Source organism: Saccharococcus sp. Marseille-Q5394 (assembly GCF_946901335.1).
GTDB classification, from domain to species: Bacteria; Bacillota; Bacilli; order Bacillales_A; family Planococcaceae; genus Sporosarcina; species Sporosarcina luteola_C.
Genome location: NZ_CAMPPQ010000001.1, coordinates 488,939 through 502,949, shown reverse-complemented (window position 1 = coordinate 502,949; position 14,011 = coordinate 488,939). Strand labels below are relative to the sequence as shown.

At 41.7% G+C, this 14,011-nt stretch carries 16 protein-coding genes; 15 read left to right on the top strand and 1 reads right to left on the bottom strand.

Going from position 1 to position 14,011, the window contains the following annotated elements; translation table 11 throughout:
- The first annotated feature begins 169 nt into the window (after positions 1-169).
- Both OC538_RS02505 and OC538_RS02500 read left to right on the top strand, forming a co-directional pair.
- Positions 170-1,111: a thymidylate synthase gene (locus tag OC538_RS02505; RefSeq protein ID WP_262173112.1), complete on the top strand. Its 942-nt coding sequence runs from the start codon at positions 170-172 to the stop codon at positions 1,109-1,111.
- A gap of 148 nt (positions 1,112-1,259) precedes the next feature.
- A complete protein-coding gene (locus OC538_RS02500) occupies positions 1,260-1,745 on the top strand; it encodes a dihydrofolate reductase (RefSeq protein WP_251694534.1) in 486 nt (161 codons plus the stop codon).
- Between the two features lie 17 nt (positions 1,746-1,762).
- Here OC538_RS02500 and trhA read toward each other — a convergent pair whose 3' ends face one another.
- On the bottom strand, positions 1,763-2,398 hold the full coding sequence (trhA, locus tag OC538_RS02495; RefSeq protein ID WP_251694535.1) for a PAQR family membrane homeostasis protein TrhA: 636 nt from the start codon (positions 2,396-2,398) through the stop codon (positions 1,763-1,765).
- 72 nt (positions 2,399-2,470) lie between these two features.
- Between trhA and OC538_RS02490 the strand changes: the two genes are divergently transcribed.
- The 13 genes from OC538_RS02490 (at position 2,471) to OC538_RS02430 (ending at position 13,969) form a co-directional block, all read left to right on the top strand.
- Positions 2,471-3,310, top strand: coding sequence for a DegV family protein (locus OC538_RS02490; protein ID WP_251694536.1), 840 nt, complete (start codon positions 2,471-2,473; stop codon positions 3,308-3,310).
- A 46-nt stretch (positions 3,311-3,356) separates the two neighbouring features.
- Complete coding sequence (locus OC538_RS02485) at positions 3,357-4,169, top strand: GDSL-type esterase/lipase family protein (protein ID WP_262173107.1); 813 nt, start codon at positions 3,357-3,359, stop codon at positions 4,167-4,169.
- A 12-nt stretch (positions 4,170-4,181) separates the two neighbouring features.
- Positions 4,182-4,754, top strand: a complete 573-nt coding sequence (locus OC538_RS02480; RefSeq protein ID WP_251694538.1) for a YpmS family protein — start codon at positions 4,182-4,184, stop codon at positions 4,752-4,754.
- A gap of 12 nt (positions 4,755-4,766) precedes the next feature.
- On the top strand, positions 4,767-5,297 hold the full coding sequence (gene msrA / locus OC538_RS02475; protein ID WP_251694539.1) for a peptide-methionine (S)-S-oxide reductase MsrA: 531 nt from the start codon (positions 4,767-4,769) through the stop codon (positions 5,295-5,297).
- Positions 5,294-5,719, top strand: coding sequence for a peptide-methionine (R)-S-oxide reductase MsrB (gene msrB / locus OC538_RS02470; RefSeq protein ID WP_251694540.1), 426 nt, complete (start codon positions 5,294-5,296; stop codon positions 5,717-5,719). Before msrA ends, msrB begins: the two co-directional genes overlap by 4 nt.
- 13 nt (positions 5,720-5,732) lie before the next feature.
- The gene (locus tag OC538_RS02465; protein ID WP_251694541.1) at positions 5,733-5,954 is read left to right on the top strand and encodes a YozE family protein; all 222 of its coding nucleotides are present in this window, start codon (positions 5,733-5,735) and stop codon (positions 5,952-5,954) included.
- 80 nt (positions 5,955-6,034) lie between these two features.
- Positions 6,035-6,736, top strand: coding sequence for a purine-nucleoside phosphorylase (gene deoD / locus OC538_RS02460; protein WP_251694542.1), 702 nt, complete (start codon positions 6,035-6,037; stop codon positions 6,734-6,736).
- Positions 6,737-6,821: 85 nt separating this feature from the next.
- On the top strand, positions 6,822-8,321 hold the full coding sequence (locus OC538_RS02455; RefSeq protein ID WP_251694543.1) for a S41 family peptidase: 1,500 nt from the start codon (positions 6,822-6,824) through the stop codon (positions 8,319-8,321).
- 59 nt (positions 8,322-8,380) lie between these two features.
- Entirely contained in the window at positions 8,381-9,283 is a 903-nt protein-coding gene (locus tag OC538_RS02450; RefSeq protein ID WP_262173099.1) for a CobW family GTP-binding protein, read from the top strand.
- A gap of 187 nt (positions 9,284-9,470) precedes the next feature.
- Positions 9,471-10,292, top strand: a complete 822-nt coding sequence (locus OC538_RS02445) for a CAP domain-containing protein (protein WP_262173097.1) — start codon at positions 9,471-9,473, stop codon at positions 10,290-10,292.
- 145 nt (positions 10,293-10,437) lie between these two features.
- Positions 10,438-11,874 (top strand): spore germination protein, encoded by a 1,437-nt coding sequence (locus OC538_RS02440; RefSeq protein WP_251694546.1) that lies wholly within the window; start codon positions 10,438-10,440, stop codon positions 11,872-11,874.
- Positions 11,871-12,890: a GerAB/ArcD/ProY family transporter gene (locus OC538_RS02435; protein WP_251694547.1), complete on the top strand. Its 1,020-nt coding sequence runs from the start codon at positions 11,871-11,873 to the stop codon at positions 12,888-12,890. Before OC538_RS02440 ends, OC538_RS02435 begins: the two co-directional genes overlap by 4 nt.
- On the top strand, positions 12,887-13,969 hold the full coding sequence (locus OC538_RS02430; protein WP_262173095.1) for a Ger(x)C family spore germination protein: 1,083 nt from the start codon (positions 12,887-12,889) through the stop codon (positions 13,967-13,969). The genes OC538_RS02435 and OC538_RS02430 overlap by 4 nt, the downstream gene beginning before the upstream one ends.
- Positions 13,970-14,011 lie beyond the last annotated feature (42 nt).

Genomic DNA, 14,011 nt, shown 5'->3' with positions numbered 1-14,011 from the left:
TAGGGTGTATACATTATAGGAGTACCGGAGTGTTTCAGTTTATAAGGGAATGGTTTTCTAGAAGGTTTATCGACCGCATTCAATAAAAACTCCTGTTGCAATGCCGCCAAGGCGATATTGGTTATTATTTTTGATATACTGTCAAGTAAGCACAAGGAGGATTTAGTACATGAAACAATACTTAGAGTTATGCTCCCATATTCTTGAAAAAGGGACTGTGAAAGAGGATAGAACAGGAACAGGGACAATTAGCGTGTTCGGCTATCAGATGAGATTCGACCTGCAAGAAGGATTCCCTTTGATGACAACAAAAAAAACAGCATTCCGCCTAATTGCCTCAGAATTGTTATGGTTTTTAAAAGGTGACACAACTCTTCGAACGTTAATTAATGACCGAAATCCGATTTGGGATGAGTGGGGTTTCGAAAAATGGGTGGAAAGTTCGGAATACGAAGGTCCGGACATGGCAGATTTCGGCAGGCGCAGTCTTCGAGATGAGGAGTTCGCAAATACATATAAAATGGAAATGGTTGCTTATAAAAAACGTATTCTTGAGGACGATGAATTTGCAGCGAAATATGGAGATCTGGGACCGATATACGGAAAGCAATGGAGGTCTTGGAATGCGGGAGAAGGCGTCATAGACCAGATTGAACAGTTGATTGATGGGATAAAACGAAATCCGGATTCTCGAAGACATATTGTCACTGCCTGGAATCCATCCGAAGTGAATGATATGGCTTTGCCGCCATGCCATGCATTATTCCAATTTTACGTAGCGGATGGTAAGCTTTCCTGCCAACTCTATCAAAGAAGTGCAGATGTATTCCTTGGTGTGCCTTTCAATATTGCTTCATATGCATTGCTTGTTCATTTGATTGCGCATGAATGTAATTTGGAAGTCGGAGAATTTGTCCATACGCTTGGTGATGCGCATCTTTATTTGAATCATCTGGAGCAAGTAAAAGAACAATTATCAAGAACTCCGAAAAAATTGCCTACATTGAAATTGAATACGGAAGACAAATCGATATTTGAATTGACATATGAAGACATTTCGGTTGAAGGATATGATCCTGATCCGAAAATCAAAGCTCCAATTGCGGTATAAACCAAAAGCAAAGGGCGCCTGCCTAGAAGCGATAGGCACAAGGCGAAGATGCGGCGTGGCGTCTATTGCCACAGAGCAGCTTTGACTTATGACCCCGAGCTTCTGGCGCCCGGAGTATAGACGTAACGAAGAAGGAGGATGGTGAAATATGATTTCTTTACTTGTGGCATATGATCTAAACCGGGTGATCGGCATTGATAATAAAATGCCGTGGCATATCCCGGAAGAGCTGAAATACTTTAAAAAAGTAACGATGGGCAAGGCCATGGTTATGGGAAGAAAAACGTTTGAATCAATTGGACGGCCGTTACCTGGCCGTTTGAATATTATCGTCACACGCAACAAAGATTATGTAGCCGATGGGGTAGAAGTGTTCCATGACCTCCACAAAGCAATTGAACGAGCGGAAGCGTATTCCGATGAAGTTGTTATTATTGGGGGCGCTGAAATCTTCAAGTTAACGATGGATATTGCTGATCGTTTATACATAACGGTCATCCGCAAAGAGTTTGATGGGGATACGTTTTTCCCTGAAATCGATGATAGCTGGAAACTTGTTTCTCAATCGGCCGATCAGTTTACGGAAGATGGGATACCATATTCGTACTTGATATATGATAAGATGCAGAAATAAAGACAAAAAAAGCGTCCTCATACATATAGGAGGACGCAGAAAAACATAGAAGCACTGCCTGCGATGACGAAGATATGCCAAATTGCGTGATTGAAAGGGATCTTCCTCCATGCGTAGAAAATCGAGCCGAAAGTGTAGAGGATTCCGCCGATAACTAATAGTGCGAAGCCTTCTGTCGGCAAATTGACATATAACGGTTTAATGGCAGAAACGATCAACCATCCCATCACAATATAGAAGACGAGTGAAATGGCTTCGTATTTATGGATGAAAAATACTTTAAAAAGTATTCCTGCAATGGCAAGTCCCCAGATGACTCCGAATAGTGACCATCCGAGGGCTCCTTTGATCGTGACTAGAAGAAATGGCGTATATGTGCCTGCGATAAGAATGTAAATCGCGGAATGATCGAAAATGGAAAACAATTGCTTCAGTTTTACAGGCATACTGTGTAGAAGTGTACTCATAAGGAACAAAAGCACCATGGACACTCCAAAAATAGTGAAACTGACTACCGCAGTTGCACTGCCATGTTCTATTCCCGCAATTATGAGCAAGACAAGGGCTGGGATGCTCAACGCAAATCCAATACCGTGTGTGATTGCATTCCAAAGTTCCTCTCTTGAATTTTTATAATCAAAAGCTTCGGACATAATAAAACCTCCTTGCAGTTACAATCCTAACATACTATGACTGCCGCCAATATAATAAAGGAAGTGCTATTCTTGAAAAAAATTCATATCGTTACCGACTCGACAGCGGATTTAATAGAAAACTATATTGACCAATACGATATCCATGTTGTTCCGCTTACAATCCATATTGACGGCAAAACATATACCGATGGAGTCGATTTACAGCCAGAATCATTCATACAAAAGATGAAAGGGAGCAAAGAGCTTCCTAAAAGTTCGCAGCCTGCCGCGGGTGTTTTCAAACAACTGTATGATCACCTCGGTGAAGATGGCAGTGAGATCATCTCTATCCATATGACAGGTGGAATGAGCGGAACTGTGAAATCGGCTGAAGCTGCTGCTGAAATGACCGATTCGAAAGTGACTGTTATTGACTCTATGTTCATTTCACATGCGTTGACGTTTCAAGTCGTGGAAGCTGCCAAAATGGCCAGTGAAGGAAGAAGTGTAGAGGAGATTGTTACGAGACTGGTTGATGTTCGTAAAAACACCACGCTTTTCGTAGTTGTCGATATGTTGGATAATCTCGTTAAAGGTGGACGTATCGGCAAAGGGAAGGCATTGATCGGATCTCTATTGAATATTAAGCCGATTGCAACTTTGCAAGACGGCGTCTATACACCTGTAGGGAAAGCACGAAGCCATAAGCAGGTCGTATCACAACTATTCAAAGCCTTTAAAGAAGAGACGGCAGGCAAAATAATCCGTTCAATCGGCATATCCCATGCTAATGGAATGGCAATGGCTGAGCCGCTTATGCAGCTAATGGAAGAATCAGGTTGGAAAGATGTCAAGTTCTCTTTCACTTCACCAATCATCAGCACACATACCGGCGAAGGCGCTATTGGATTCATGTATTATACCGACTGATCACTCGGCAGGCGGTTCAAATTTCAATAAAAGGGGAACTGTGTTTATGAGAAGAATTTTCTTATTGATCGTCTTCTCATTCGTTTTAACAGGATGCCAGGAAAATGCCATATATGAGACAACATCATTTTCCAAAAGGGAAGGCTTGGCACTATCGGACTATCGAATTCCAGATTATTTTATTCCTGAACCTGTCACTGTCATAGGGCTTGGAGATTCACTTACCCAAGGTGTGGGGGATGAGCTGAAGAGAAGCGGATATTTCGGTCGTGTTGCACTAGCAATGAATGATTGGAAAGGTGTAGAAGAGATCGATTCAATAAACTTGGCCAAACGAGGAAGGCGAAGCGACCAATTGATCGATCAACTGGAAAAGGAAGACATCCAGGAGCAAATTAAAAAGGCTGATGTCATCTATATGACAATCGGTGGAAATGACATGATGAAAATCGTCAAGGCGAATCTTTTTAATTTGACCGCAAAGCCGTTTTATGTCGAATTGGGTAAGTTTGAAAATCGGCTCGATGAAATATTTAAGATGATACGCGGATTAAATGGTGATGCAGTCATAGTCGTTGCCGGCTTATATAATCCGTTATCCATCGTCACCGATGAAGCGAATGAATTTGAAACTGTCATCGAAGATTGGAATGAGGCAATTGAAATTCAGGCTGTCATGGACGGAAAGGCCTGTTTCGTTCCTGTCGTTGACTTATTTGTTAGCAATGAAAACATGGTATACCACTCCGATTTCTTTCATCCAAATGCGAAAGGATATGAATCGATGGCAAATCGCTTTATTGAAAAGATCAATCAATGCGGTTTGATGGATTTGTCGGATGGAAAATTGGATATGTAGAGGTGACCGTTGGTGAATCTTTGGAAAATAGGTTTTTTCGTCCTTGCCGCAATAATAGCCTCCGCTATTATTGCCTTAGTAATATTTCTAGAAAGTCCGGGAGATTCGGATCCGCTTCCATTAAATCAATATACGCCGAAGGGCAGTGTATTGAGTGTCAAAGCGACGAGAAATGATTTGGAGGCGCTCGCGAATAATTATATCCGTAAGGCGATGAAGGGAGATGCACTTCCTGTCACAATGCTAATCAAGGAAGACGTCAGACTCAATTCTGAGTTGACTGCATTTGGGATGACATTTCCCCTCATGATGCACTTTGATCCGGTTGTTCTGAGTGATGGAAACTTAATGCTGAAACAGACTTCCATGGAAATCGGCGAATTGGAACTTCCTCCATCGGCCGTTTTAAGTGTATTGCGCGATTCGTTCAAGTTGCCTCCATGGATGATCGTCAGACCTAAAGAGGAAGAAATATTCATCCACTTATCGGAACTGGAAATCGCAGGGAATTTACAAGTTCGGGCTAAATCGGTCGATCTTGTGAATGATAATATTGAACTTGAAGTGACAATACCCAATGATTGAGGAGTGATAGTATTGGCAATTCAAAAAGCGACGTTCGCCGGAGGTTGTTTTTGGTGCATGGTAAAGCCTTTCGATCGGTATAAGGGTGTCTTATCTGTCATCTCCGGATATACGGGTGGAGATGTTGAAAACCCTTCATATGAACTCGTCTGCACAAATTCGACGGGACATCGTGAGGCAGTTCAAATCACCTTTGATGATTCTGTAATTTCATATGAGGAGCTGCTTGCTATCTTTTGGCGTCAGATTGATCCGACAGATGCAGGGGGGCAGTTTTTCGATCGAGGGGAATCATATCAAACAGCGATTTTCACCCACTCACCTGAACAAGAAGAGCTAGCCATGAAATCGAAACAGGAGCTTGCGTCTTCCGGTAAGTTCGACAAGCCGATCAAAACTGAAATTTTAAAAGCAAAACCATTTTATCCTGCGGAAGAAGGACACCAGAACTATTATGCGAAAAACCCTGCTCACTACAAACGGTACTCTATCGGATCGGGACGGGAGCAATTCAAAACTGAACATTGGGGTGATCAATCATGAAGGAAGATCTTAAAATGAAACTGACCGATATGCAATACTATGTGACACAGGAAAATGGAACGGAACCGCCATTCAATAATGAATTCGACAGTCATTATGAAGAGGGAATCTACGTAGATATCGTTTCGGGAAAACCGCTTTTTAGCTCCAAAGATAAATATGATGCAGGATGTGGTTGGCCGAGCTTCACTAAACCGATTGAGACCGAGGAAGTGACAGAGCACTTCGATACAACCCATGGAATGCGTAGGACGGAAGTACGGAGCAGAACAGCGGATTCCCATTTAGGACATGTTTTCCCTGATGGTCCCGGGCCTGCTGGTCTACGTTATTGCATCAATTCGGCAGCTTTACGATTTATACCTGCAGATAAGCTTGAAGAAGAAGGTTATGGCAACTATTCCCGTTTATTTACTGACTGATAGGAGGTTTAAGATGGATCGTTCTTTTTATCAATTTGTCTTATCATTCCGAGGCGGGAATAAAGACGATGAAAAATCCGCTTTTGCAGAAGCGGTGTTCAATGACCATAGTTTCCCTAAAGATGAAAAAGGCTTTGATCCGCTTTCCCGTTACTTGGAGGAAAAAGCAGATCCCGAAATGCCAAGCATTGTTTTCGATGAATTGTATACATTGTATAAAGAGCGGTTCCAGTAGGGCCGGAGCATCATCTTCATTGCATAAAATGAGGATTAACTGTATGATTAGAAAAGAAATTTGAAAGTGAGGCGTGTACATTGAGCATACATATTAATGCAAAAAAAGGCGATATTGCAGATACGATTCTCCTTCCGGGAGACCCATTGCGTGCGAAATATATCGCAGAGACATTCTTGGAAGATGTAAAGCAGTATAACGAAGTGAGGAATATGTTCGGATATACAGGAACATACAAAGGAAAGCGGATCTCTGTACAAGGTACAGGTATGGGTGTTCCGTCAATTTCGATTTACATCAATGAGTTAATGCAAGAATATGATGTACAGAAATTGATTCGCGTGGGTACTTGTGGAGCGATTCAAAAAGACGTGCACGTACGCGACGTTATTTTAGCGCAAAGTGCGACAACGAATTCGCCGATTAACCGGACGTTTTTCAACGGTGTCGACTATGCACCGACAGCAGATTTCGATTTATTGCTGAAGGCTTACAATGCAGGTTTGGAAAAGGGTCTGAAGTTGAAAGTTGGTAACATCTTCACAGAAGACTTCTTCTACAATGAGCATGCAGAGCATGAAAAGCTTGCGCAATACGGTGTGTTAGCTGTCGAAATGGAAGCTGCCGCCCTCTACACATTGGCTGCAAAATTCGGAAGACAGGCATTAGCAGTATTGACGGTAAGCGACCATATCCTTACTGGTGAAGTCACAACTGCTGAAGAACGCCAAACGACATTCAATGACATGATTGTTGTTGCACTTGAAGCTGCAATTCAATAATATTGCAACGGAGGACCGCTCGCTGCATCAACGGCGGTCTTTTTTTGAATGAACCGTTAAATCGGGAAGGAAAGTGGGGAATGGGATGGACGAAAAAGAGAAAAATGGCGGCAATGAAGCTGAAACAAACTATGAACCGCCGGCAAAACGTTATATACGAATGAAACCGTTCTCGTTAGTCATGCTCATATTCGGTCTCGTTCTTGCGACGGCCGCGGTGACTTTTTTTGCGTTGACGACAGGTGAGGATAAGGTCGTTGAAGTAGTCAGTCCTCAAAACCCGACGGCAGAGCGTAAGGAATTCAAAAAGCTATATGAAGCTTATGATGAAATGAAAAAAACCTATTATAACGAAATTGATGAGTCGGTAGTTATCGATGGGGCAATTAATGGGATGATTGAAGCACTTGGTGATCCTTTTTCGGACTATTTGAATGAAAAGGAAGCACGTCAATTAACTGAAAGTATTTCTTCAAGCTTTGAAGGAATCGGTGCGGAAATTCAAGAGTTAAACGGGTATATTAATGTCGTTTCTCCTATAAAGAATTCGCCTGCGGAACGCGCTGGCCTTTTACCGAATGATATGATCATCGCAGTAGACGGCAAAAGCATTCAAGGCATGTCCTCATCAGAAGCTGTCCTTCTAATTAGAGGGAAAAAAGGGACAACGGTCACCCTTTCCGTCCGACGGGGTGAAATTGGAGAACCATTTGACGTGAAAATCGAAAGAGACGTCATTCCGATTGAAACTGTATACGCGGAAATGCTTGATAACAACATTGCTCATATTCATATTACAAGCTTTTCTGAACATACGTATGACGAATTATTGGCGGCCTTGGCTGAAATGGAAGACAAAGGAATGGAAGGCCTTATAGTGGATGTCCGTCAAAATCCAGGGGGCATGCTGAACACGGCAATCGATATTTCTGACCTATTCGTTGAAAAGGATAAAAACCTCTTCCAATATGAAGGCAAAGGTAATAATCCCGAAGTATATGTTGCCTCTGATGGTAAGAAAGTAGACGTTCCTGTGACACTGATCATCGATGACGGAAGCGCCTCTGCATCTGAAATTTTGGCTGGCGCATTAAAAGAATCTGCAAACGTACCTCTCATCGGCATTAAGACATATGGGAAAGGAACTGTCCAGACACCAAAGGATTTGCCTGACGGCTCCAACTTGAAATTGACGACAGCTAAATGGTTAACGCCTAATGGCAACTGGATACACGAAAAAGGAATTGAGCCAGACATCGAAGTTCCGTACCCATCTTACGCCATGCTTCCATTCCTTGATCCGTCAATGGAAATGAAAGAGGGAATGGTATCACCTGCAATCAAGACGGCAGAGGAAATGCTTAGCGCTGTTGGATATGATCCTGGAGAAATCGATGGACTGTTCGATCAAACGACGGAGACAGCTGTTACAGAGCTCCAAAAAGCATTATCCTTGAAAGAGGATGGCATTCTTGTTGGTGATACGACTTATGGATTGATGAATGAATTGAGAAATAAAATCCATGATGAAGATCCACAGTTGCTAAAAGCAAAAGAAGTTCTATTGGAACAGATCAAAAAATGATTGAAAAGCGTCCACTCCTCCGCGGTTGGGCGCTTTTCATATATAAAAGAGGGGTACAGATGATTGATGTATATTTGTTAAGCGGTTTTTTAGGCAGTGGGAAAACTTCATTATTAGTAAACTTGATTTCCCAACTGAAAGAACAAGGAAAGAAGCCAGCGATTTTCATGAATGAATTCGGCTCTATTTCAGTCGACTCTGATACAGTCGGCAAGGAAAAAGACATTCCTTTGAAAGAACTCTTAAATGGATGCATTTGTTGTACCGGTTCTGAAAAGACAGAGGCACAGCTGCAAGGACTGTTGGAAGAGAATAATGACATAGATGTCATATTGATTGAGACGACTGGTGCGGCCCATCCTGTTGAAGCTTTAGACGCGGTTTACTCGCCTTTATTCGCTGAAAGGCTTCAAATCAGAGGGATAGTAACTGTAGCAGACGCAAAAAGATGGCTGGAAAGGGATAAGATGTCACCGCAGGTACGATCATTATTCATGGAACAAATCCGCCATGCGCATGTTCTCTTGGCGAATAAAATGGATTTATTGACAGAATCGGAATTGGCAACCGTTTCGATGGAACTATCTAATTTCAATAATTCAGCGCCCATTATTCAAACTACTAATGCGGATATCTCTTTCTCCTTCATTGAAAAAGTGTTAAGTAACGCTCAAAATATGACAGGTACATCCATCGTTTCAGGCAGGAATCTACCTTTATCATCCAAGTTAATCACCTTTGATAAGCCTGTTGATAAAGATGAATTTGAAGAGTGGGTCAAATCATTACCAGATACGGTATACCGGATGAAAGGCTACGTACCGGTAAGAGGAATACCAAACCCTTTCCTTTTCCAATATGCATACGGAATGGTCAATTGGCTTCCGGAGTATGTGAAAATGGAACCGAAACTTGTAATCATCGGTGAAGGAATCAATGAGATAGAGTATAAGGAATACTAGTGATGGCGTGACTGTCAACCCCGTATTAAATGAAATAATAGTAGAATCAGCCAAAACCATCCAATTCACTTGTTGTAGAACCGCCTTTGTCATCGTGTTCAGATATTAATTGGTCCCTTTGGAAATTCATTCCGATTCTCCACTTCTCCCATGCGTTATGATAGTTTGCGAAGGGAGGAGTTATAAGATGAAAAAATCGATGGCAGTCATCTTGCTCGGTTCGGCGTTCTTATTGTCGAACACAAATAATGCTGAAGCTTCTTACAGCAATAACGACTTGAAAGTGCAAAACGTTCAGTACTATGTATATGAAGGGAACTATTCTGCGTACAATTCAAAAGAGGTTACTCAATATATAAATACGTACTTGAATGGACTTGAAAAGTATTTTGGTAAAAACATAGAGGTTTCTCTACAACAAGCTGAAATTCCGGTTATGCAACCGTCCGACGAAAAACCTATGGAGCAGGCTAAACCGGCAGAACAACCGAAACCTGCAGAACAACCAAAACCTGCAGAACAACCAAAACCGGTTCAACAGCCTCAACCGATTGAACAAGCAAAACCTGTAGAAAAGGCAGAGCCTGTTGTGGAGGAAAAACCGGTTGAAAACTCTGTGCAAAATGAAAACATCTCCGCTATTGAAAAAGCGGTACTTGATTTGACCAACGTCGAAAGACAAAAGGCCGGATTGCACCCTTTGCAAATCGATAAGAATTTAATGAACTCTGCTCGTCAAAAATCAACAGATATGTCGAGAAATAATTACTTCTCACATACGAGCCCGACATATGGCTCTCCTTTTGATCAAATGAAAGCGAACGGTGTTACATACCGTTCTGCTGCTGAAAACATCGCAATGGGTCAGCGTTCTGCTGAAGAAGTTGTGAAAGCTTGGATGGAGTCCCCGGGTCACAGACAAAACATTATGACACCGAACTTCACTCATATCGGCATTGGTTACGATGCAAACGGGAACTATTGGACACAACAGTTCATCCAAAAATAATTGCAATTGAAGAGTCATCCTTTGTGCCGCCATGGTACAGAGGGTGACTTTTTTTGATGCAATTCAGGTGATTCCCATATATGAGCCATTACAAAACGTTTAAAACATTTTTGCTGGGCACATACTTTTCCAAGAGGTGAATATCATGGATGACGTAAAATCGAATGACAGTTTGATTTTATATATACAAAACCTTTTCCATGATTCCGCAGATCTTATTGTGCGGAAAATCACTTGGAAAGATGGAGATGGGATTATCTGTTTTTTCTCTACAATGACGGAAAGCAGCGAAGTGAATAAGCAGATTGAGATTCTTCGACTTCGTTCAATTGCTGAACTTCCAAATTGGGCGGGAACCGCAACCTCGAGTGTAGAAGCATTTTCAGTACCGAAATTGGTCAATAGTGTTACCAATGGATTTGTTGCAATTTTTTTCCCTGCAACGAATCTGTTAATGACCATTACAATCCCCTCATTTGAAGTACGTTCAACGACCGAGCCGACTAATGAATTCGTCATTCGCGGTCCCCATGAAGGTTTCGTGGAAAGCATCGACAAAAACATTTCGCTTATCCGGAAGCATCTACCCATTCCAGATTTAGTTAGGAAGGATATACTGATTGGAACAGATACGAATACGAAAGTTACGTATGTGTACATCGAGTCCATCGCTGATAAAGATGTCGTAAACGAAGTTAAAACACGACTTAAAAATATTGATCGTTCCAAAATATACAGCATTGGACAAATCGAGGATTATTTGGAGGATTCGGTTTGGTCTCCTTTCCCCCAGTTTTTGAACACAGAAAGACCGGATCGTGCCGTGGCGAATTTATTGGAAGGGAAAATTGTCATTTTCACGGACCAGTCTCCTTCAGCACTCATTGCACCGGTCACTTTTTTTTCGTTTTATGAGTCACCGGACGATTTTAATGGACGTGTCATCGTCGGATCATTCTTTCGGATGCTTCGATTATTCAGTTTCCTGATCGCCGTTTTCCTGCCCGCATTTTACATTGCTGTCGTCGGCTTCCATTCGGAAATCTTGCCATTCGACCTAAGTAGAAAAGTGAAATTAGCTGTGGAATTTATCCCATATCGTCCAATAATTGAAGCACTAATTGTGGAACTTTTCATAGAAATCATCCGGGAAGCGACAATCCGGCTACCAGCGCCGATTGGTCCAACAATCGGGATAGTCGGTGGTCTCGTAATCGGAGACGCAATTGTCAATGCGGGTCTCGTGTCGAATTTAATGGTGGTTGTCGTGGCAATGACTGCAATTTCAAGCTTTGTCGTGCCGAGCGTCGAAATGAACACGACAATACGGATAATCCGGTTTCCATTCATGCTTGCTGCCACATTTTTTGGTTTTTTCGGCATCGCTATTTTAGCACTCATCTTGTTTATCCATTTACTGAATAGATCTTCACTGAACCAACCCTATCTATCACCGGTTGTCCCATTTGACCCTTCCCGTTTTAAAAATATTTTCTTCAGGCTTCCTTATTATAAAAATCATAAGCAACAACAAACATTTAAACACGGCGGAGGCAAACGGAAGAAGGGGGATAGAAATTGAACTTCAATATATCTAGAGGTCAGTTTTTTCTTCTTCTTTTTATAGTCCAGTCAGGATCATCATTTTTCTCCTTCCCGTCTCCTTTTATCAATGAAGCAGGGAGGGATGCATGGCTTATCTTCCTCGTTGCAGGGGCGTTCCACTATGTGATGTTGCTCTTCTTTGAACGAAATTACAGACATTTTAAGATTGGTCAAATTGTCGGATGGTTGTATAAAGGTTATTGGCTATTTGTATCCATCGTATATCTTGCCTATATCGATTATACATTAGCGGTATGGGGGTTCCCGAAAACACCACAATTCATTGTTATCGCAGTTCTAGTCAGTGTATCTCTGTATGCTAATTTAAGCAGGGCGGAAACGGTAATAAACTTGTCTGTCTTGTTGATTCCACTAATATTATTATTTTTAGTATTCCTACAGTTCGCTTGGAAAGATTTAGTGTGGACGAATCTTTTTCCGGTAGGTGAGTCGACGAGTGCGGAATGGACGAAAGGACTACTCAAAGCACAGCTCGCTTTCATAGGTATTGAACTGTATTTGTTTTTCAGAAAGCATGTTGACGAGAAACAGAAAATAAAAGGTCGACCGTTATTTGTCTATCAACTGGTGTGGTTCTTATTCTTTTTCTTCTCTGTCGTCATAGTACTCTTATATTTCACGCCCCAGGGATTGGAAAGGATTCCCGAACCGCTATTATTTCTATTAAAAGCACAGGAAGTAACTTTTGTTGAGCGCCTCGATTTGTTTTTTTTATACATTTGGACGGTATGGACCATTGTCACCGTAACGATAATCTCCTTTGCTGCAATGTATGTTCACCGGCTTCATAGTACTAAGCATGACAAAAGGGATACAATCATTTGGCACATACTCCTCGTCTTGTTGCCTTTGCTCTTTTTGTCCAAACAATCTATGGAGCAACTGAATCATTTGATCATTTATGTGTATCTTGTTTTTGGCTTACTCGTTCCGGTCACCGTTATAATTACGAATCGGAGGAAGCGAAAATGAAGAAAATCGTACTCGTTTCTATCGCCTTTTCACTTCTACTAGCTGGTTGTTGGGATGAACGACTATACAAGGATATTACGATCGTCCCGCTAATCGGCTATGATGGAGAACCCGGAAAATGGACGGGATACTTCACATATGGTGTAGTTGCTAATCCTGATAGCTTTAGCTTTTCGACTGTTGAAGGAAGCGGCGTTTCCATAGAGGAAGCTCGACTCGATGCAAATCGGAAGACGAGTGAAACACTTGATCCTTCGCAAGTTCTAGTCGTACTTCTCTCTACAAAAGCAGTAAAGACGGATCTCTTGGAGACTTTCGATATCGCTTATAGAATGCCGCGTACCCGGTTAAGCAGTCGCTTTGTTGTAGTGGAAGGGGATTTAGCACCTTTTATGGAAAAGACAGAAAAAATGGGTAAAGAGGTCCCCGACTACTATGATGAAACTTTAAACACTGCTATATTTGCTTCTATTATTCCTGACGAAGATATCCAGTTAGCTGCCAGATTGCTATTAGACGAAGGGATTGACCTTCAATTACCGTACGTGAAAATGTCGGAAACGACAGGCACACCTGAGGTGGCGGGAGTCGTATTGTTCAGTGACAAAGTTTTTTCGGGTCACACGTTAGATACAAAGGAGTCAACCATCATTCAAATTCTTAAAAAGAAACCTGGGGACGAAACGATGTTCACATACGAGTGGGAAAAAGAAGGTAAAAAGTATCCGGTTACCGTGGGACTAGTCAAGTACAATAAGAAATGGAACATAAAGGATAGCAAGATCAATGCTGCCTATAAAATGAAAGTTCAGGTTAATGAATTTGCTAATAATCATTTAGATGAAGAGAAGAAAAGGAAAGAGTTGGAGGGGTTTCTCTCTAAAGAACTGACGAATGATTTTAATGAAGTGATTAAGAAATTACAGGAAGCGAAAAGTGACCCTGTCGGCTTTGGTAGAACAGTACGTGCGTTCCATCCTCACTTATGGAAAAAAGGGAAATGGCAAGATACATTTTCTGAACTCGACATTAATGTAAAAGTCGAGGTTGAAATTACGAGAACTGGGATATTAAATTAAATTAACTTAAATTAAAACCCGCGAGCTAGTTTTTAGCATCGC

Coding starts and splice junctions, on each gene's coding strand:
- OC538_RS02505 (WP_262173112.1), top strand. CDS start 170: ATGAAACAATACTTAGAGTTATGCTCCCATATTCTTGAAAAAGGGACT.
- OC538_RS02500 (WP_251694534.1), top strand. CDS start 1,260: ATGATTTCTTTACTTGTGGCATATGATCTAAACCGGGTGATCGGCATT.
- trhA (WP_251694535.1), bottom strand. CDS start 2,398: ATGTCCGAAGCTTTTGATTATAAAAATTCAAGAGAGGAACTTTGGAAT.
- OC538_RS02485 (WP_262173107.1), top strand. CDS start 3,357: ATGAGAAGAATTTTCTTATTGATCGTCTTCTCATTCGTTTTAACAGGA.
- msrB (WP_251694540.1), top strand. CDS start 5,294: ATGAAGGAAGATCTTAAAATGAAACTGACCGATATGCAATACTATGTG.
- OC538_RS02465 (WP_251694541.1), top strand. CDS start 5,733: ATGGATCGTTCTTTTTATCAATTTGTCTTATCATTCCGAGGCGGGAAT.
- OC538_RS02455 (WP_251694543.1), top strand. CDS start 6,822: ATGGACGAAAAAGAGAAAAATGGCGGCAATGAAGCTGAAACAAACTAT.
- OC538_RS02450 (WP_262173099.1), top strand. CDS start 8,381: ATGATTGATGTATATTTGTTAAGCGGTTTTTTAGGCAGTGGGAAAACT.
- OC538_RS02445 (WP_262173097.1), top strand. CDS start 9,471: ATGAAAAAATCGATGGCAGTCATCTTGCTCGGTTCGGCGTTCTTATTG.
- OC538_RS02440 (WP_251694546.1), top strand. CDS start 10,438: ATGGATGACGTAAAATCGAATGACAGTTTGATTTTATATATACAAAAC.
- OC538_RS02430 (WP_262173095.1), top strand. CDS start 12,887: ATGAAGAAAATCGTACTCGTTTCTATCGCCTTTTCACTTCTACTAGCT.